Raw genomic sequence first — 18,466 nt, 5'->3', positions numbered from 1 at the left:
ACGAAAAAAACCCGGCGGTTGCCGGGTTTTCAATATTCAAAAAGCAATCTACTTAATTTTGCCTTCTTTATACATAACGTGCTTGCGAACAACGGGATCGTATTTTTTGATCTCCATTTTGCCCGGCATAGTACGTTTGTTTTTGTCGGTAGTGTAAAAGTGACCGGTGCCGGCACTTGAATTCAAACGGATTTTATCGCGCATGTTGATTCTCCAGAGTTATGCCGAGGCTTAAACTTTTTCGCCGCGGGAACGGATGTCGGCCAGCACAGACTCGATACCGTTTTTATCAATGATACGCATACCCTTGCTGGAAATACGCAATTTTACAAAGCGCTTCTCAGACTCAATCCAAAAACGGTGAGTATGCAAGTTTGGCAAAAAACGACGCTTAGTGTGGTTTTTTGCGTGAGATACGTTGTGGCCTGTTACCGGACGTTTACCAGTAACCTGACATACCTTAGCCATTGTCTTACCTCTTCATATTAGTCAGTAGGTGTAGGACCACGGCAAGTGCGCCAGTAGTCAAAATAAATGTTTCAAATCGGATTAAATTCGGCCCAATCGGCTAAAAATTACGCTGATAGCGGGGCCTGGCCGAAAAGAGGCGCGTTTTATACCAAAATGAGGGGGCAATAGCAACCGAGAATCTTATTTCTTTGCAGCGATTCCGCGAATAGTGCGTACAGCCTGTCAGCGGCTTGGCGCTAACAGGCCTTATCGGGTTTTAGCGCTACTTATTTGCTTCCAGCATGACCTTGCGGAAGAACTCGCCCTGTTCGGTTGGAGTGTACTCCCAGTCGGAAATCATTTGTGGTGGCCAGTCGGGATCAAAGCACCATACGGTCCAGGAAATGCCGCGGTCAGCCATATACTTCACGATAGCTGGGCCGTAGCTACCGTCATCCATTACTGGGACGTGTGCGCCGGGCAGGTTCTCGTCCATCCATCCTATTTCGGTAGCGATTATAGGGTAGGACTTGGCGACATAGCCCCAGGTTTTTTCCCAGTCCTTAGGCTTTTCTGCTGCAGGTTTGTTGCTCTTCATCGGATAGGGGTGTGCGGCGTAAGCGATACCCTTGGCGCGAAATGGCTTTTTCTTTACGTTGGTCAGATCGTAGGCCCAGTTAAAGCCGGCAACCATCGGAATAACATCTGTATCGTGAGCGTAAATAATGGAGATCAGGTTTTCGTTAATTTCACGCCATTCGTCCCAGGTAATCTGCCCGAGCTGGCCGTTGTAGAGAGTGGGTTCGTTAAACAGTTCGTAAACGGCAATGGTTGAAACTCCCTTGTAGCGGAAAGCGACTTGGCGCCAGAACTCCTGGGTTTCCTGCTCGGTAGTGTTGTACATGGGGTGCTGGTAGAGGCCACTTTTCAGGTTGCCAATGGAGTGCCAGTCGATAATCAGGTAGAGGTTGAGCTCGTTGGCCCACTGTACAGCCTGGTCGAGCAGCTTAAAGTATTCGTGCTTGCCTCGTTTTTGCCACGCTACGGGGTGCACCGGAAGCCGCACAACATTTGCACCGTAGGATTTTACTGCCACGAAGTGGGCCTTGCTCCACTTGCCATTGAGGCTGAGTTTATCGGGGTCGGAAATATTAACGCCGCGAAACACAACGGTATCGCCGCTTTCGTTTACTAGCTTATTGCCTTCAACACGAACGAAGCTCATATCGTTTTTTAGTGTGCTCGCGTCAAAGGGGGTGGGGTAGGGTGCGTTCCACCATTCGCCTTTGGCGGGGGTGGCCGTATTGCTCGCGCTGGCGATATTGGCAGTGAACAGTGCCAGCAACGCGAATGCGATAGGGTTAATGAACGTACGTAGGGTAATCATAGGTGGTCTCTGTTTTTTTGATTGTATTTTTTGGAATCGTAAACGATCCCAGGGCGGGCGCTGGGCCCTATAGGTATTTCCATATTATAGCGGCCACGGGGCTGTCGCTAGGTAAAAATTGGCGGGGTTGCTCTAGAGCCAGCCATTTTCAGCGAATGAGGTGGTATGGCTTTCGCCCACAATTAGGTGGTCCAGAGTGCGAATGTCCACCAGTTGTAAGGCGTCCTTCAAGCGCTGGGTAATGCTGTGGTCTGCATTGCTGGGCTCTGCGATACCGGAGGGGTGATTGTGGGCAAAAATGACAGCGGCGGCGTTGTGGCTCAGCGCACGTTTTACAACTTCTCTCGGGTAGACTGCGGCACCATCGATGGTGCCTTGAAAGAGTTCGTCGAAGGCGATTAGGTGGTGCTGGCTGTCGAGAAAAAGAGCGGCGAATACTTCCGAGCTGCGATCGCGCAACTGTAGCTGAAGGTAATTTTTTACAGCGCGGCTACTGGTGAAGTGTTGTTCCCGTTTCAGTTGTTCACCAAAGTGTCGGCGCGACATTTCCAGCACCGCTTGTAGTTGAGCGTATTTTGCACTGCCGAGGCCAAGGCCGCGGCAAAATTCCGTCTGGCTTGAGCTTAGCAGTGGTCGTAGGCCGCCGAAGTGGGTAAGTAGTTCACGAGCGAGATCCACCGCAGACTTTCCCGTGCAGCCGGTGCGTAAAAATATGGCGAGCAGTTCGGCATCGGATAGCGCGTAGGCGCCTTTAGAGAGAAGTTTTTCGCGAGGCCTTTCGTTTGCCGGCCAGTCGGTAATTGCCATGTCCTCATCCTTGTTAAGTTCATTCGTCTTCCTGAAAATGGTATCTTAGCGACCTGCTAGTTACTTGCCAATAAAAAGGCAGATAACTCCATTTCAGATCAAAGAGTTTGCACATGAGTGATAGCGCCGAGCCGATTAATCTCCACTCGTTGACCAATAAGAATATTTTGCTGGGAATCACCGGAGGTATTGCCGCCTACAAATGTGCCGAATTGGTGCGCTGCTTTAAAGGCGTGGGTGCAAACGTGCGTGTGGTGATGAGTCGAGCTGCCCAGGAGTTTGTAACGCCCCTGACGCTGCAGGCGCTGTCCGGTAACACGGTTCATACCTCAACATTGGATGCCGACGCCGAAGCGGGTATGGGGCATATCGAATTGGCTCGCTGGGCAGATCTGCTGTTAATAGCTCCAGCGACAGCCAACGTGCTTGCAAAGTTAGCCTGTGGTGAAGCTTCCGATTTGCTGACAACCCTGAGTCTAGCGACTCACGCTAAAACCGTTATCGCTCCGGCGATGAATCAAACCATGTGGCTGCAAAGTGCAACCCAGCGCAATATTGCTACCTTAAAAAAGATGGGTATGATCATTGCTGGCCCTGGCGTTGGTGAGCAGGCTTGTGGCGATTATGGCCCCGGCCGTATGCTGGATATTGAAGAGCTCGCACAAGCTGCAGCAAGTCAATTTGTTTGCGGACATCTGGCTGGCAGGCGTGTGCTGATAACCGCCGGCCCAACCCTTGAGGCGCTCGATCCTGTGCGCTATATCAGTAATCGAAGCTCGGGTAAAATGGGTTATGCTCTGGCTGATGCAGCGGTGGAAGCTGGTGCGCAGGTAGTATTGGTGAGCGGCCCAACGAAGTTGGCTGTGCCGACCCGTGTAGAATATAGGCCTGTTGAATCGGCGCAGGAAATGTATGAAGCGGTCATAGCAGAAGTGGATACCGCAGATATTGTTATTGCCGCTGCTGCCGTTGCCGATTATCGGCCCAAGTCTGTTGCCACGCAAAAAATGAAAAAAAGCAGCGCCGATGAGATGGTTATTGAGTTGGTCAAAAACCCCGATATCGTTGCCGCTGTTGCGGCCTTACCCGGAGAGCGCTTTGTTGTTGGCTTTGCTGCAGAGACCGAGCAAATAGATGAGTACGCAATGGAAAAACTGGAGCGTAAAGGTTTGCATGCGATTGTCGCCAATGATGTTTCTCAGGAAGATATTGGCTTCGACAGCGATGACAATACGGTTAAAGTATTCACTTCAGCAGGAATGGTTGAGCATTATAAAAAACGCAGTAAAGCACAGCTAGCTCGCGATCTTGTTCAATGGATTGCGCAGCAGTCGTATGAGCTGACATAAAAAAACATAAAATATATAGAAACAAGGAATAACTGGTGACTGATAACTTTGAAAAATTTTCAGACCCTGATCGGCAGCAAATTACAACAGCAGACGTTGAAGATACAACTGAAAAGAAAGTAAAAATTTCTCCTGTTGCTATTTGTCGAATAGCGGGGATGTTGCTTGCTGGTCTAATCAGCGCGTATCTTGTGAGCGCGGTTCATCGTTCAGAAGTTGTCGTAAAGCAAGAAGATAAACTCCAGCAGCTCGCCAGGCAGCGCGCCGAGTTGAGTGCGCGAAATGTCGAGATTTACGTACACTCCGTGCAAAAAACGGTTGCGCAATTTGCTGGTAAGCCCCTGTTAAGTACTGGCTTGATCGTCAACGATACCGAAACGCTAGAGCGTTACTCAAAGATGTTGAGCGAGCAATTGGAAGATGTGGTCAGTGTGCGGTTTTTTGCGCGTGGTAGCGCTAAACACGATGCCGAAATCTATCCTCCAATTCGTTTTTCTGAGCTGGAACTCATTCGTTTCGCCGAGAACCGTATGCCATTGCAGCCGGAGGCTGTAGTGTTGGGTAAGGACCGCCTACTGAGTTTTGTGAGCCCAGTTCCGGCGACGGGGGAGCAACCTGCGATAGGCAGCATGTTGGTCAGCCTGAAGGTGGATGGCCTCACTAAAGTACTTGAGCAAAACAATATTGGTATGGGCGACATAACGTTGTTGCAGATGTTTAATACCGGCAAACCACAGATTATTACACGTTATGCGGGTGATTCAGTGGCCGCCGCTCAGCAGGTGGCGGTTGCCGATACGCCCTGGGAGGTTAGGTTTTCTCCAGGCTATCGTATGTCGGAACAGGCCCGGGTTAATATTCCTTTTTTGTTGACGGGTCTCGGGGTCTTTTCCATCGTACTTATCGGAGCGGCACTCTGGCTGGGTAGTCGTTTAGGCGAGCGTATTCAGGTAGTGCTTGCTCAGGGTAAGGCTAAGGGTGCATGGGAAACCATTTCAGCTGTTGCAGCAGGTACAGAGACAGTAGAAGACGTTAGCGGAAACCTGTATCGGAAAACCGATATTCTGGATGTTGATATCGCAGAGGAAGATCAAGAGCTGTTAGGATTGGAAGACGAAGAAAAAGGCACGGATTCTGCCGCTTTACTGGCTTCAGAGCAGCAGAGTGCTGATCAGGAGAGTGGGTTGGACATTCCCGACCATATATTTCGTGCCTATGATATTCGTGGTGATTACGGTACGGATATAGATGAGGGCTTTGCTGAAGCTCTCGGTCGGGCATTGGGTAGTGAAGCGCTGGATTTGGGCGAGAATACGTTAATCGTTGCTCGCGACGCGCGTCTGCACAGCCCTAAGTTAACGGAGTACCTTATTCGCGGTATCCTCAGTAGCGGTTGCCAGGTCTTAAATATCGGAACGGTTCCTACTCCGTTACTCTACTTTGCGACCGAAACGCTTGATGCGAGCTCCAGCGGTGTAATGGTGACCGCCAGCCATAACCCAGGCCATCAAAATGGATTTAAGGTGGTTATGAAGGGGAAATGCCGTTCCGAGCACGACATTAAAGCGATACGCTCACGCATGATGGCGAACAATGTTTATCAGGGTAAGGGCGAAGAAATGCGCCTGGATATTGTGCCCAACTATATCGATACTATCTTTTCCGATGTTGCGCTGGCAGGCGATGTGTCGATTGTAATCGATGCTGCCAACGCCGTTGCAGGCATGGTGGCGCCGCGTTTGTTTGAAGAGCTGGGTTGCCAGGTCACACCGTTGTTCTGTGAGTTGGATGGCAACTTCCCTAACCATGACCCAGACCCCACCATAGAGTCGAACCTCAGCGCACTCATCGCTAAAGTGAAAGAGGTGAAGGCGGATCTCGGAGTGGCGCTCGATGGCGATGGCGATCGTATCGTTGTAGTGACAGGTTCAGGTAAAATCATTTGGCCAGATCGTTTACTTATGTTGTTTGCGCGCGATATTGTATCCCGCAACCCCGGAGCGGATGTTGTCTTCGACGTAAAGAGTACACGCCATTTAAATAACTGCATTACCGAGGTTGGCGGTCGACCTATTATGTGGAAGACCGGACACTCTCCCATGAAAGCGAAGATGGTTGAGACGGGTGCGTTGGTTGGTGGTGAATATTCCGGGCATATCTTTATAAAAGATCGCTGGTTCGGTTTTGATGATGGTCTGTATGCTGCAGCAAGATTAATAGAAATTTTGAGTTTACAGGGCGAAACGCTGGACGAGATATTCGCGGCATTTCCCGAATCACCAAGTAGCCCGGAAATTCGTGTTGATGTGGCCGAAGATAAAAAATTCGACATTATTAAATCCATTATTGAGAAGGGCCAGTTTGGCAACGGAAAAATCACCACTCTGGACGGAATGCGTGTTGATTATTCCAATGGCTGGGGATTGATTCGAGCATCCAACACCTCTGCGCATCTAACGCTTCGTTTTGAGGCTGATGATGAAAATGCGCTGCATCAATTAAAATCGCTTTTTGTCAAAGAACTTAGAGCGATAGACAATACAATTAACGTAGACTGGAACAAAAATTCGTAATGCAAGGTACAGAATCAATTACTACTCAAGCCTCTCAATATAATCCTACTCAGGTTGCTGAAGTTTTAACCGAAGCCCTTCCTTACATTCAAAAGTTCACCGGTAAAACTATCGTTGTTAAATACGGTGGCAATGCAATGACCGATGAAGCACTTCAGCACAGCTTCGCTCGTGATGTAGTGCTAATGAAGCTGGTAGGCATGAACCCTATTGTGGTTCATGGCGGTGGGCCTCAAATTGGTGAGTTGTTAAAAAAACTGGGGATTAAATCTGAGTTTGTTCAGGGTATGCGCGTTACCGATAGCCAAACCATGGACGTTGTGGAAATGGTTTTGGGCGCTACTGTTAACAAACAGATTGTCAGTTTAATTAATAGTGCTGGTGGCCAGGCCATCGGTGTTACCGGCAAAGACGGTCATTTGATTCAAGCGAAAAAATTAGTGCTTAACCGCTGTTTGAGTGAAGAAGAGCAGGCAAATATTGATGCGCCGGAAATTATTGATATTGGCCACGTCGGTGAAGTTAAATCGATTAATCGCGCTGTAATTGATTTGTTGGTAGGCAGCGATTTTATTCCTGTAATCGCCCCCATTGGTGTTGGGGACGACGGAGCGTCATACAATATCAATGCTGATCTGGTTGCCGGTAAGGTTGCCGAAGTTTTACAGGCCGAAAAATTAATGTTGTTGACTAACGTCGGCGGATTGCAGGATAAAGAGGGGCAAACACTTACCGGCCTCAGTACGGAGCGCGTTGATGAATTGATCGATGATGGCACTATCCACGGCGGAATGTTGCCGAAAATTCGCTGTGCGCTGGATGCGGTTAAATCCGGTGTTGCCAGCGCCCATATTGTTGATGGGCGTGTTCCTCACGCAGTTCTGTTGGAAATTTTTACAGATGCGGGTGTGGGTACCCTAATAACCGACCAATCACGATAGGTATTTCACTAATAGCATCAATATCCGGTTGAAGCGGCTAACGCTAGCCGCTAGGATAAGTCCCTAACTGTTTTAAGTAGAATATCGCAAGAGAGCGCAAACGTCTGCCTGTCTATAATAAAGCGTCATAGTGACATTTATAAGACAGTTTTCATTCGTTTTGATTGATCAGGATTGTTTTTTGCGAGGTGGTATAGTTATGTCATCGTCAGAGCGTGCTTAATGGCGATGGTAGTAGTGAAAGTGAATGCGCCCAACAATAGTTGCATTTTGGGTGATGTTGTCCCAGCATTATCCACGAAACTGTTTGAATGAATACAAATAATAAAAAGCCGCGTCGGCAGCAGATTCTCGAAGCTCTTGCCCATATGTTAGAGGTTAGCCCAGGTGCGCGTATCACTACTGCTGCGCTAGCGAAAGAGGTCGGTGTTTCCGAGGCTGCCCTTTATCGCCACTTTCCCAGCAAATCGAAAATGTACGAGGGGCTTATTGAGTTTATCGAGGAAACGCTTTTTTCTCGAATCTCTATTATCAACTCTGAAAATGAAAATGCGTTGCTTCGTTGCGAAAAAATGCTGCACCTTGTGCTGGCGTTTTCGGAACGAAATCCCGGTATTACACGCATACTAACAGGCGATGCCCTGGCTGGCGAAACGGATCGTTTGCGGCTTAGGGTTATACAGTTATTCGAGCGGCTTGAAACTCAATTACGCCAAATATTCCGCGAGGCTGAATTAAAAGAAGGTTTGCATTTCGGGATGTCGGTTATCGAAACGGTGGGGCTGTTAATGGCCTTGCTGGACGGCAAAATGTCACTTTACGTACGCAGTGAATTTAAACGTTTGCCGACAGCTAACTGGCCCCAGCAATGGCACCATATGGTGCATGGGATTTTGGCAGCAGAGCCGCAGTACAGCTAAGCAAAATCTGGTATCACTGAATTTTGGCTTTGGATAATTTATCCAGCGCGACCCCTTTAGAAAAGGCTGAAATATCTTCGTCGTATTTTGTTATTACGTCTTCGTATTCGGCTTGTCGAATCTGCATCAATTCGTCTGCAATTGCTAACTCCGCTCGTACGTCTATCAGCTGTTGTAAAAGGTTTTCCGGTACCGTGCTTCCTTTGCGTTCGAAGCTGGCAGCTTTACTCATGATTTTTTCAATCTGATTATTCAGGCCGCTGATATTGCCGTTAAGAATAGAAATATTGGTGTTGATATTCTTCAGCCGACGCTGCTTCGCTGATTCTATTTCTTTAGCGGAGGAGTAGCGTCGCTTCAGGCGGGCGTAGACTTCTTGAATTTCGCGCTCTGCGGCATTGCGTGCAAGATCCTCTTCCGAGGGCGCAGGCGGCACCACCTTGACGACCTGCCCGGAGGCGTTAATCACTTCGTATCCGTCTTGCGCGTACTCTGGAGGTATGTAGTGATCGAGCACTTTCACCCCGTCCTTGTTAATGTAGCGATAGTAAACGTGCTGCGCGTAGCTGCTGAGGGGAAGACAAAAAAAGACCACACCCAGGAGGAAAGCAGGGAGAAGTTGACGCGATGTTGATCGTTTACTGCTAGGCTTGCACATTGTGGTTAAACACCGTATTGGTTGCGATAGTGGATGATGTGCTCAAGTGTTGTGGCGTCACCTCTGGTTTCGAGGTAACTCATAATATCGCTTAGACTGATGATACTGATCACCGGAACGCCTGTTGATTGTTGGAGTTCCTGAATGGCGGATAGTTCGCCCTGTCCCCGCTCTTCGCGGTTAAGCCCAATAACGATAGCTGCAGGCTGAGCCTTGGCCTGTTCGATAATGGACAATACCTCCCTAACGGCGGTGCCTGCTGTGATCACATCATCAATTACGGCAACGCGTCCCTGTAAGGGCGCGCCGACCATCGTGCCGCCCTCACCATGATCTTTCACTTCTTTGCGGTTGTAGCACCAGGGCAGGTCGCGATGGTGATTATCTGCGAGGGCTATAGCTGTAGCGGCGGCAAGCGGAATACCTTTGTAGGCTGGCCCAAAAAGCATATCGAACTCGAGACCGGCATCCACTATCGCTTGCGCATAGGCTCTTCCTAGGCGGGCGATATGGGCGCCTCCATGGAAACAGCCTGCGTTGAAAAAATAAGGGCTCTTTCTACCTGATTTGAGCGTAAATTCACCAAATTTCAGGGCATTACTGGCAATGGCCATTTCAATAAAATCTTGTTGGTAGGGCTTCATTCTTTCTCCGGCCTGGCTTGAATAGCTTTTCGTAAGCCTTTTTGTTGGCGGTTTATATGCGGATGAGCAGAGGGTCAATGTCGAAATATGGCTGTTTGAGCCACCGAGGCGTCGCAAATGTCCTCCAAGACACTGATATCCGTCTATTATAAGAAAAGACAGTAAAGGAAACCTAACGATAAATAGGGAAAGCTTAATCCCAAATGAATTTTGTGATAATTAATGACAAAGAATTACAACTATCTGTATTATATCGGCGCGTTATTAAGGGGTCGGTATGAGAGTAATCAGTCTATGCGTTGATGGTATTCACCAGGCGGCGCAACGAGGTTTGTTTGACTGGATAGATGGGCAGGATGCAGACATTATCTGTTTGCAGGATATTCGTGCACTCGAATATGAGTTGGATGATCCTATTTTTCATCCTGAGGGTTATTTTGCCTACTTCTTTGACTCCGGTATCAAACACTACAACGGCGTGGCCATATACAGCCGCCACCAGCCAAAGGCGCTGATCTACGGTTTGGGGTTTTCCAGTGGCGTAGATATGGAAGGTCGCTACCTGCAGGTCGACTTTGAGCGCTATTCCATTGGCTCTCTTCTCGCGCCTTCTGCTTTTTACGAAGCGGAGTCGCAGGAAGTCAAAATTAAGTTCTTCGACGATTTTCAGGCCTTGCTGCATAAAATCACGCGCAAGCGTCGCCATTTTATCTTTTGCGGTAACTGGGGTATGGCCCACACTAAGAAAGATGTTGAGAATTGGCAGGACAATATTAATCAATCTGGCTTTCTTGCTCACGAGCAGCAGTGGATGAATCAGCTGTTCAAGCAGTTGGGTTATGCTGATGCTTTCCGTTTGGCAGTGCCCGAAGGGGGGGAGTACTCCTGGTGGCCTACCGGAGAAATTGGTCTTGGAGACGGTTGGCGAACCGATTATCAGGCGATTTCCAACTCGCTGTCGAAGAAGGTGGAGTATGCGGCGCTGTACAAAACCCGCCACTTTTCCAGCCATCTACCCTTAATTGTCGATTACGATATCGACGATTTATAGAGCGGCTTTGCGCCGCTCCATTCCTCCGGGGTTAAGCCCGGTTCTGCAGCTCGTCCTTCGCTACGGCAACGGCCTTTAGTACCTGCTCCGGTGCCGTGCCTCCTATATGGTTACGCGCGGCGACAGATCCTTCCAGTGTCAGTACATCGAATACATCCTGCTCAATTTCGCTGGAAAATTCTTGTAGTTCCTGTAGCGACATTTCGGATAAATCTTTACCTTGCTCAATACCGTAGGCCACCGATTTACCCACAATCTCGTGGGAGTCCCGAAAGGGAATGCCCCTGCGTACCAAATAGTCTGCTAGATCCGTTGCCGTAGAAAAGCCGCGTTTTGCAGATTCGTACATGCTCTCCTTGTTCGCTTGCAGCGCCGGAACCATATCGGCGAACGCGCGCAGGCAGTCCTTAACCGTATCGATGGCATCGAACAAGGGTTCTTTATCTTCCTGGTTGTCCTTGTTGTAGGCTAGCGGCTGAGATTTCATCAGGGTTAACAGGCAGATCAGGTGTCCGTTTACGCGGCCGGTTTTACCGCGCACCAGTTCCGGCACATCCGGGTTTTTCTTCTGCGGCATAATGGACGAGCCAGTACAGAAACGGTCGGGCAGATCGATAAAATTAAATTGCGACGATGTCCACAGTACCAACTCTTCGCTTGCGCGGGACAAGTGAGTCATCAGCAGTGCGGCGAAAGACGTAAATTCAATGGCGAAATCACGATCGCTGACAGAATCCAGAGAGTTGCGTGTTGGTTGGCTAAAACCCAGCAGCTCGGCCGTCTGGTGGCGGTCTATGGGATAGGTTGTTCCTGCCAGGGCAGCGGCGCCGAGTGGGGATTGATTTAGACGCTTGCGGCAGTCCTTCAGGCGATCATAGTCGCGGCCAAGCATTTCGTACCAGGCTAACAGGTGATGACCAAAAGTAACTGGCTGCGCGGTTTGCAGGTGAGTGAAGCCCGGCATAATGGTATTCGCTTCGCGCTCTGCAATGGTTAACAAACCCTGCTGCAGTCGGGTCAGCTCTTTGGCGATATTGTCAATCTCATCGCGCAGGTAGAGGCGGATATCGGTGGCGACCTGATCGTTGCGGGAACGGCCAGTGTGCAGCTTCTTGCCAGTAATACCAATGCGTTTGGTTAGCTCGGCCTCGATGTTCATATGAACATCTTCCAGTGATACAGACCAGGTAAACTTGCCCTGCTCAATATCGCGGCGAATCGATTCCAGGCCATCGATAATGGCTGTTTTCTCTTCACCGGTTAATACTCCGACAGAAGTAAGCATGGTCGCGTGGGCAATAGAGCCGTTAATATCGTGGTGATATAGGCGCTGATCGAAATCCACAGAGGCGGTGAACCTTTCCACAAAAGCGTCGGTGGCTTCGCTGAAACGGCCACCCCAGGGTTTTACAGGGTTGTCTTCTTGGCTCATAGTTAGTTAAATCCTGTTACGCCATAGGTAAAGGTGAATAGTATTGGCGATTGTCGGCTGAAAATTGGACACACATTATACCCGAGCGCTACAGCTTGCGCGAAAATAAGAGCTTGAAACAGAGCCCAAGGTTATCGAGTGACAAATAAACTATCTCAACCCAGTGTAGCCGTAGACGATGGAGACTTTTTACCGGATCTATGTGGTCCGCAGCCGGTACTGGCGTTAATTCTTGTCAGTGAGCTCCTTGTCGGCTCCACGGTGGTGGCGGCCTATGGTTTGGATAAGTTCGATTGGTCGGTTTTTGGTCTGGTTTCCGTCCTGGCGCAGTGGGTTGTATTGAGTTCTGCGGGCAGCCTGTGCCTGTTGCGCCCGGTACTTAAGCGTTTTCACCCTGTCGCCGCAGGCCTAAGCAGTTACGGATTGGTATTGTTCTACACCCTGGCGTTTTCACTGCTAATGCACTGGATCAGCAGTGGTTCACTGATCGGAGTTGGTCAGCTGCTGATTGGAAATTTAATGGTTGCCGCCGTGCTGGCGGGTATCGGGTTGCGCTATTTGTACCTGCAACAGCAATTGCGCAATCAGCAAAAAGCCGAAATGCAATCCCGTTTGCAGGCATTGCAGTCACGCATACGCCCGCATTTTCTGTTTAACAGTATGAACACCATCGCCAGCCTGATTGCCGTCGATCAGGAAACCGCAGAGCGCGTGGTGGTGGAGCTGTCCCAGCTCTTCCGTGCCAGCCTGGGGGAGCCGGGTTTGATACCCCTGCAAAAAGAAATTGATCTCTGTCGATATTATATGGACATTGAACAGATGCGGCTGGGGGATCGTATGACGGCGTACTGGCGCTGTCAGACCGAGCAGGGAGAGGCGCTCGCGCCGGAAGACGAGCGTTTGGAATTCGTGCAAATTCCCAGCTTTATGTTGCAACCTTTGGTTGAAAATGCGATCTACCATGGGATTCAACCCCTGCCGGAAGGTGGCACCATTACGATTGAGTTAACCCTGGGTGCAACGTTTTTAGAGGTTACCATCTGCAATCCTGTTGCGGGTGTTGATGATAAGACCGCCGATCTGGATAAAGCCAACGCCAATGGTAACGGAATAGCGCTGGATAATATCCGTCACCGCCTAATGGCGTACTACGGAACCGCGGCCTCGTTAAAAGTAGTGAGAGGCAGCAAAGAACATAAAGTGAAGCTTCGCTATCCTTTGACCATTGAAAGAAATGCCTGATTCAAGGAGATGCAATAAATGCACGTGTTAATTGTCGATGACGAGCCTTTGGCCCGCCAGCGCCTTATCCGTTTGGTCGACAGGTTCGACGGCTATGAAGTGGTTGGTGAAGCCGGAAATGGTGTGGAAGCGGTAGCGGCGGTCGATGCGTATGATCCAGATATTGTACTGCTGGACGTGCGAATGCCCGGCGAAGACGGTCTGGAAGCTGCGCGAAAAATTTCAGAAATGCCGGATCCTCCCGCCGTAATTTTTTGCACAGCCTATGACGAATATGCGCTGGAGGCGTTCAATACGCTGGCGGTTGGCTATTTGCTAAAGCCTGTGCAGCAGCAGCAGCTGATCGATGCGTTGGAGAAAGCGCAAAGACTGAACAAGGTGCAGCGCAACACCATAGCGGCGGAGTCGGCCCCGGAAGGGCAGCGCCAGAATATCGCAGCAAAAACCCGCAAAGGGGTGGAGCTGATTGGCATTGCCGGCGTGCGTTGTTTTATTGCCGATCAAAAATACGTCACGATTATGCACGAGTCGGGTGAGACGCTTATCGACGATACGCTGAAAGAGCTGGAGCAGGAATTCCCCAACCAATTTTTGCGTGTTCATCGCAACGCGCTTGTAGCTATCAGTGAAATCGAAGCGATGGAGCGGGCTAGCACTGGTCAGTTTGAGCTGCGTTTGAAATCGACCGACTACCGTCCCGTGGTGAGTCGTCGCCACGTGGCCAGTGTACGCGACATGTTATCGACACTTTAGCTTCCCAAACCTCCTTAACGCCTTCCTGCAGTCAGCTGTAATAGGCGTCTGTTATTATAGGCGTTAACTTTTAGAGGATAGGCAACAGTGACCCAAACCCTTCGTATCGCAACCCGCAAAAGCGCACTGGCGCTGTGGCAGGCCGAGTTTGTTAAAGTAGAACTTCTCAAGCGCAACCCGAAAATAAAGGTTGAGCTGGTGCCCATGACCAGCCGTGGCGACAAAATACTGGATGTGCCCCTGGCAAAGGTCGGGGGCAAGGGCTTGTTTGTTAAGGAGCTAGAGCACGCGCTGCTGGAAGGAGAGGCGGATATTGCCGTTCACTCCATGAAAGATGTACCGATGACGTTTCCCGATGGCCTGGGGTTAGCGGTAATCTGTGAGCGGGAAGATCCACGCGATGCCCTGGTATCCAATAAATATCTATTACTGGAAGATATTCCCTCCAGAGCGATTGTCGGCACCTCCAGCCTGCGCCGCCAAAGCCAGCTATTGGCGTTGCGCCCGGACCTTGAAGTGACCTTTCTACGTGGCAACGTGAATACCCGTCTAGCAAAACTCGATGCCGGTGAGTACGACGTAATTATCCTCGCCGCTGCGGGATTAAAGCGCCTGGAGATGCACGACCGTATCAGTAGTTGTATTCCACCGGAAACCATACTGCCCGCCGGTGGGCAGGGCGCTGTGGGGATTGAGTGCCGCACGAATGACCAGGCTGTACTGGACGCGATTCGGCCCCTGCACCACTTGGCGACAGCGCAGGCGGTGCTGGCCGAACGGGCCATGAACCGAGCGCTTGAGGGTGGTTGTCAGGTGCCGATTGGCAGCTATGCGATTCATAGGGACGGGCAGCTGTGGTTGCGTGGCCTAGTGGCCGAGCCTAATGGTAGCGAAATTATCCATAGGGAAATCACCGGCGAAACCGAGTCTGGAGAGCGTATGGGTGAACAGTTGGCCGAGCAGCTACTGGCTGCCGGTGCCGGCCGCATTTTAGCGGGCGTTTATGGTAAATAAGGGGCGCTTGCGCGTTATCGCCACCCGGCCGAGAGAGCAGAACACCGGCTGGTGCCAGCAACTGGAGCAAGAGGGTTTTACTACGCTCAGCCTGCCCATGCTGGAGATTCGGGCCGTTTCAGATTCGCAGCGACAGCAGGCGATCAAGCAGCGCATACTGAACTTTGATCAGTACAGTGCGGCCATTTTCGTCAGCCAAAATGCGGTGCAGCACGCCTGCAACTGGCTGCACGACTACTGGCCGCAAATGCCCGTAGGTGTCCAATACTTTGCCATAGGCAGTAAAACCGCCGCATTGCTTCGCGAACTGTTGCAACTGGGGGTGAACGATGTGCAATTGGCATCAACGACGATGAACAGCGAAGAATTGTTGCAGCATCCACAGTTACAGCGGCTGGACAGCGAGAAAATACTGATCTGCCGAGGTTTGGGTGGCCGGGGCCTGTTGGCGCAGGCATTGCGCAGCCGGGGTGCTACAGTTGACTATTGCGAACTGTACCAGCGTGCACTTCCCAGCGGAGTAATAGAACAGCTTAAAGCAGAACATTTTTCGCCAGCTAACGATGTGCTAACTGTTTTTAGCGGTGAAACCTTAACGAACACCTTGTTTGCCATGGAGCAGTCGCAAGGGCCGGAACTATCTGGCGTGATAAGACAAATGCCGGTTGTTGTACCGGGTGAGAGAGTTGCGCAACAGGCGCAAAATCTGGGTTTTGAGCGCATAATTGTATCGCCCAACGCCTCTGAGCAGAGCATGCTAAGCAGCCTGATCCACGAGTTTTCTGAGAAGCTTTTATGACTGAAGATAAAAAACCAGCCGACGGTTTGGAATCGGCGGAAGAGTCAGCGGAAGAAAAAACGCTTACTTCTGAAACAGCCAGTGCCGTAATCGAACACGACAATAGCGAGAGCGAAACATCCCAGGAAAAGGTTGAAGAAGACATCGTTCAGCCGGTTAAAGCCGCCAAGCCAAAAAGGCGGTTTCCCTGGGTGTTTTTGTTGCTGCTTATTCTAATTCTGCCAACCATTGCCGCCGTTGCCTTTTTGGGCTGGCGTGGTTACGAGTATATAAAAGCCGATCAGCAAAAGGCCGGCCAGTTTTCTGTACTGGAAGCCCAGCTACAGCAGCAGCAAAGTCAGCTGTCCAGGCTCAGCCAGTTGCAGGAAAAAATAACGGCCGATGCAAAGCAGCAAATACAAGGCGCGAGTGAACGCATTCAGGTACTAGAGCAGAGAGTAGTGGCGCAAAACCGCCGCCTGCTAGCAATGTCGACCGTAACGCGCGAAGACTGGCTACTGGCGGAAGCCGAATACCTCCTAAAGCTGGCCAACCAACGCATTTTAATCGAACACAGTGCCGCCGGTGCCGAAGCCCTGCTGGCAGAGGCCGATTTGATACTGCGCGATCTTGCCGACCCCGACCTCTATCCACTGCGCAAAGCCGTCAATAATGATCTGGCGGCCTTGCGCCTGACGCAGACAATCGATGTAGAAGGCATTTACCTCTCCATTTATGGTCTGGTCGAGCAGCTGCATGCTCTGCCGTTGCAACCGACTCGCCAGGAACTGATGAAAAGCGTGGGTGAAAAGGCCGTAGCGGAAGCGCCGGAAGCGGGCGAGCAGGGTTGGCTGGCCAAGCTGGGTAATAGCTTCAGAGCGTTTGTTCGTGCGCTGGGTAAATATGTTCGTGTGCGAGACCACAGCGTAGAAGCGAAAGCCCTGTTAGCACCGGAAACGGCCGAATATCTTCAGCACAATATTCGTTTGATTTTGGAGCGTGCTCAGCTGGCGCTATTGCGCGAACAGCCGAAAATTTATCGCCAAAGCCTGGAGCAGGCGGACGACTACATAAACCGATTCTTCCCAGAATCCAGTGCCTCAATCGCCTTTCGTAAGCAGCTGCAACTGCTGGCCGAAAGAAATATCGTCAGCAATTTGCCCGATATTACCGGCTCGCTGGAATTGTTACACAGCTACGTTGAAGATTTGCATAGCTTAAAAGGTGCGGCAAAAGCGGCGGGGAGCGAGCAGAAATGAAACGGCTGCTTTTCTTAGGGGCGCTTAGCTTACTGTTTTTATTGGCCGGGCCAATATTGGTTGAAATGATTCGCAAAGATTCCGGCTATATTCTTATCAGTGTTGGCAGCACAACCATAGAGATGAGCTTTTGGTTGGCGGCCTTCCCTGCAGGCCTGTTGTTTACCTGGTGGCTGTACCGATTTGTTGTTCATATTCTCCAGTATTTTGGCTTTAGTCTTCGAATTTTCTCCAATCGAAGAAACCGGCAGGTTCTGATTAAAACCCAGCGGGGCCTTATTCATTTTATAGAAGGTAACTGGAAGGCAGCAAAGAAAGATCTGCTCAGTGTAGCCAAGCGCAGCGATCAGCCCCTGGTACATTATTTGGCGGCCGCACGAAGCGCATATGAAATGGGTGACAAGGAAGAAAGTCATCGGCTTTTAACCCTGGCAAAAGAAAACGCACCGGAACAGGCCTTGGTTGTGCTGCTCACGCAGGCACGTATTCAGCTTGCGGAAAAACAATATGAGCCGTGCGCAGAGGCCTTAGAGCTTGCCAGCGAAAGCTCACCCTTGCACCCTACCGTTCTGGACCTACAGGGCAAGCTCTATATTGCGCAGCAGCGATGGCAAGAATTGGTAGAGCTATTGCCGAAGCTAAAATATTCAAAGCAATACAGCGATGAGCTTTTGCACAAAATGGAAGTACAAGCCTATGTGGGCTTGCTGGCAGAAAACAATCACACCGAGAGTATTACAGAATCTTCCCAAAAGGCGGCTGCGGTCTGGCAGAGCGTACCGCGTTCGCTGCGTCATTCACCTGAACTTATCGCGCAATATGCCAAACTGCTGCTCCACGCAGAGCAGCAGGATAAGGCCGAACAGTTGGTTCGCCAGGCACTGAATAAAAACTGGGATCCATCTTTAGCGGCTATTTACGGTACCATCAAAACGGTCAAACCAGCTGAACAGCTCGTCCATGTTGAGCGTTGGTTGCACCAGCACGAAGATGAAGCGCAGGTACATTTGGCCGCCGCAAGAATGTCCATGGTTAATGAATTGTGGGGCAAGGCGCGAGGCTATTACGAGCGCAGCTTGCAGTTACAGGAATGTCCCCAGGCTTATGCAGAGCTTGCAGCCCTGGCTTCTCAGTTGGGCGACCACCAGAAGAGTGCCGCTCTGTATCAAAAAGGTTTATTGCTCACAACGCAGTAATCGACAACAGGT

Annotated in this window: 18 protein-coding genes; 11 read left to right on the top strand and 7 right to left on the bottom strand. The window is 50.4% G+C overall.

Annotation, left to right across the window (positions count from 1 at the left end; all coding sequences use genetic code 11):
- Window positions 1–48 precede the first annotated feature (48 nt).
- The 4 genes from rpmG to radC form a co-directional block, all read right to left on the bottom strand.
- Window positions 49–204, bottom strand: coding sequence for a 50S ribosomal protein L33 (rpmG, locus tag H5715_RS14975; RefSeq protein WP_075187169.1), 156 nt, complete (start codon window positions 202–204; stop codon window positions 49–51).
- Window positions 205–231: 27 nt separating this feature from the next.
- Window positions 232–468, bottom strand: coding sequence for a 50S ribosomal protein L28 (gene rpmB / locus H5715_RS14970; RefSeq protein ID WP_075187170.1), 237 nt, complete (start codon window positions 466–468; stop codon window positions 232–234).
- A gap of 265 nt (window positions 469–733) precedes the next feature.
- Complete coding sequence (locus tag H5715_RS14965) at window positions 734–1,837, bottom strand: glycoside hydrolase family 5 protein (protein ID WP_075187171.1); 1,104 nt, start codon at window positions 1,835–1,837, stop codon at window positions 734–736.
- Between the two features lie 132 nt (window positions 1,838–1,969).
- Window positions 1,970–2,644 (bottom strand): RadC family protein, encoded by a 675-nt coding sequence (radC, locus tag H5715_RS14960; RefSeq protein WP_075187172.1) that lies wholly within the window; start codon window positions 2,642–2,644, stop codon window positions 1,970–1,972.
- Window positions 2,645–2,757: 113 nt separating this feature from the next.
- On the opposite strand from radC, the gene coaBC reads away from it, so the two are divergent.
- The 4 genes from coaBC (at window position 2,758) to slmA (ending at window position 8,427) form a co-directional block, all read left to right on the top strand.
- The gene (coaBC, locus tag H5715_RS14955) at window positions 2,758–3,993 is read left to right on the top strand and encodes a bifunctional phosphopantothenoylcysteine decarboxylase/phosphopantothenate--cysteine ligase CoaBC (RefSeq protein WP_075187173.1); all 1,236 of its coding nucleotides are present in this window, start codon (window positions 2,758–2,760) and stop codon (window positions 3,991–3,993) included.
- A 35-nt stretch (window positions 3,994–4,028) separates the two neighbouring features.
- Complete coding sequence (locus H5715_RS14950; protein ID WP_075187174.1) at window positions 4,029–6,566, top strand: phosphomannomutase/phosphoglucomutase; 2,538 nt, start codon at window positions 4,029–4,031, stop codon at window positions 6,564–6,566.
- Entirely contained in the window at window positions 6,566–7,507 is a 942-nt protein-coding gene (gene argB, locus H5715_RS14945) for an acetylglutamate kinase (protein ID WP_075187175.1), read from the top strand. Before H5715_RS14950 ends, argB begins: the two co-directional genes overlap by 1 nt.
- 311 nt (window positions 7,508–7,818) lie before the next feature.
- Window positions 7,819–8,427, top strand: coding sequence for a nucleoid occlusion factor SlmA (gene slmA / locus H5715_RS14940; protein ID WP_075187176.1), 609 nt, complete (start codon window positions 7,819–7,821; stop codon window positions 8,425–8,427).
- Between the two features lie 13 nt (window positions 8,428–8,440).
- Here the strand turns inward: slmA and H5715_RS14935 are convergent, their stop codons facing one another.
- Together H5715_RS14935 and pyrE are read right to left on the bottom strand one after the other, a co-directional pair.
- Window positions 8,441–9,085, bottom strand: coding sequence for a hypothetical protein (locus H5715_RS14935; protein WP_075187177.1), 645 nt, complete (start codon window positions 9,083–9,085; stop codon window positions 8,441–8,443).
- A gap of 5 nt (window positions 9,086–9,090) precedes the next feature.
- Window positions 9,091–9,729 (bottom strand): orotate phosphoribosyltransferase, encoded by a 639-nt coding sequence (pyrE, locus tag H5715_RS14930; RefSeq protein ID WP_075187178.1) that lies wholly within the window; start codon window positions 9,727–9,729, stop codon window positions 9,091–9,093.
- 277 nt (window positions 9,730–10,006) lie between these two features.
- Between pyrE and H5715_RS14925 the strand changes: the two genes are divergently transcribed.
- Window positions 10,007–10,780: an exodeoxyribonuclease III gene (locus H5715_RS14925; RefSeq protein ID WP_075187179.1), complete on the top strand. Its 774-nt coding sequence runs from the start codon at window positions 10,007–10,009 to the stop codon at window positions 10,778–10,780.
- A 31-nt stretch (window positions 10,781–10,811) separates the two neighbouring features.
- Here the strand turns inward: H5715_RS14925 and argH are convergent, their stop codons facing one another.
- Complete coding sequence (argH, locus tag H5715_RS14920; protein WP_075187180.1) at window positions 10,812–12,212, bottom strand: argininosuccinate lyase; 1,401 nt, start codon at window positions 12,210–12,212, stop codon at window positions 10,812–10,814.
- A gap of 138 nt (window positions 12,213–12,350) precedes the next feature.
- On the opposite strand from argH, the gene H5715_RS14915 reads away from it, so the two are divergent.
- The 6 genes from H5715_RS14915 to H5715_RS14890 all read left to right on the top strand — a co-directional run bounded on the left by H5715_RS14915 (window position 12,351) and on the right by H5715_RS14890 (window position 18,454).
- On the top strand, window positions 12,351–13,454 hold the full coding sequence (locus tag H5715_RS14915) for a sensor histidine kinase (protein WP_075187181.1): 1,104 nt from the start codon (window positions 12,351–12,353) through the stop codon (window positions 13,452–13,454).
- An 18-nt stretch (window positions 13,455–13,472) separates the two neighbouring features.
- Window positions 13,473–14,207 carry a LytR/AlgR family response regulator transcription factor gene (locus tag H5715_RS14910; protein WP_075187182.1) on the top strand — a complete coding sequence of 245 codons (735 nt, stop codon included), beginning with the start codon at window positions 13,473–13,475 and terminating at the stop codon, window positions 14,205–14,207.
- Between the two features lie 87 nt (window positions 14,208–14,294).
- Complete coding sequence (hemC, locus tag H5715_RS14905; protein ID WP_075187183.1) at window positions 14,295–15,221, top strand: hydroxymethylbilane synthase; 927 nt, start codon at window positions 14,295–14,297, stop codon at window positions 15,219–15,221.
- Window positions 15,211–16,020, top strand: a complete 810-nt coding sequence (locus tag H5715_RS14900; protein ID WP_075187184.1) for a uroporphyrinogen-III synthase — start codon at window positions 15,211–15,213, stop codon at window positions 16,018–16,020. Before hemC ends, H5715_RS14900 begins: the two co-directional genes overlap by 11 nt.
- A complete protein-coding gene (locus H5715_RS14895) occupies window positions 16,017–17,258 on the top strand; it encodes a uroporphyrinogen-III C-methyltransferase (protein WP_075187185.1) in 1,242 nt (413 codons plus the stop codon). The genes H5715_RS14900 and H5715_RS14895 overlap by 4 nt, the downstream gene beginning before the upstream one ends.
- Window positions 17,255–18,454 carry a heme biosynthesis HemY N-terminal domain-containing protein gene (locus tag H5715_RS14890; protein ID WP_075187186.1) on the top strand — a complete coding sequence of 400 codons (1,200 nt, stop codon included), beginning with the start codon at window positions 17,255–17,257 and terminating at the stop codon, window positions 18,452–18,454. Before H5715_RS14895 ends, H5715_RS14890 begins: the two co-directional genes overlap by 4 nt.
- The last annotated feature ends 12 nt before the right edge of the window (window positions 18,455–18,466 follow it).

The organism is Teredinibacter haidensis (assembly GCF_014211975.1).
GTDB classification, from domain to species: domain Bacteria; phylum Pseudomonadota; class Gammaproteobacteria; order Pseudomonadales; family Cellvibrionaceae; genus Teredinibacter; species Teredinibacter haidensis.
This window is presented reverse-complemented; position numbering and strand designations above follow the sequence as displayed.

Coding starts and splice junctions, on each gene's coding strand:
- rpmG (WP_075187169.1), bottom strand. CDS start 204: ATGCGCGATAAAATCCGTTTGAATTCAAGTGCCGGCACCGGTCACTTT.
- rpmB (WP_075187170.1), bottom strand. CDS start 468: ATGGCTAAGGTATGTCAGGTTACTGGTAAACGTCCGGTAACAGGCCAC.
- H5715_RS14965 (WP_075187171.1), bottom strand. CDS start 1,837: ATGATTACCCTACGTACGTTCATTAACCCTATCGCATTCGCGTTGCTG.
- radC (WP_075187172.1), bottom strand. CDS start 2,644: ATGGCAATTACCGACTGGCCGGCAAACGAAAGGCCTCGCGAAAAACTT.
- coaBC (WP_075187173.1), top strand. CDS start 2,758: ATGAGTGATAGCGCCGAGCCGATTAATCTCCACTCGTTGACCAATAAG.
- argB (WP_075187175.1), top strand. CDS start 6,566: ATGCAAGGTACAGAATCAATTACTACTCAAGCCTCTCAATATAATCCT.
- slmA (WP_075187176.1), top strand. CDS start 7,819: ATGAATACAAATAATAAAAAGCCGCGTCGGCAGCAGATTCTCGAAGCT.
- H5715_RS14935 (WP_075187177.1), bottom strand. CDS start 9,085: ATGTGCAAGCCTAGCAGTAAACGATCAACATCGCGTCAACTTCTCCCT.
- pyrE (WP_075187178.1), bottom strand. CDS start 9,729: ATGAAGCCCTACCAACAAGATTTTATTGAAATGGCCATTGCCAGTAAT.
- H5715_RS14925 (WP_075187179.1), top strand. CDS start 10,007: ATGAGAGTAATCAGTCTATGCGTTGATGGTATTCACCAGGCGGCGCAA.
- argH (WP_075187180.1), bottom strand. CDS start 12,212: ATGAGCCAAGAAGACAACCCTGTAAAACCCTGGGGTGGCCGTTTCAGC.
- H5715_RS14910 (WP_075187182.1), top strand. CDS start 13,473: ATGCACGTGTTAATTGTCGATGACGAGCCTTTGGCCCGCCAGCGCCTT.
- H5715_RS14900 (WP_075187184.1), top strand. CDS start 15,211: ATGGTAAATAAGGGGCGCTTGCGCGTTATCGCCACCCGGCCGAGAGAG.
- H5715_RS14895 (WP_075187185.1), top strand. CDS start 16,017: ATGACTGAAGATAAAAAACCAGCCGACGGTTTGGAATCGGCGGAAGAG.
- H5715_RS14890 (WP_075187186.1), top strand. CDS start 17,255: ATGAAACGGCTGCTTTTCTTAGGGGCGCTTAGCTTACTGTTTTTATTG.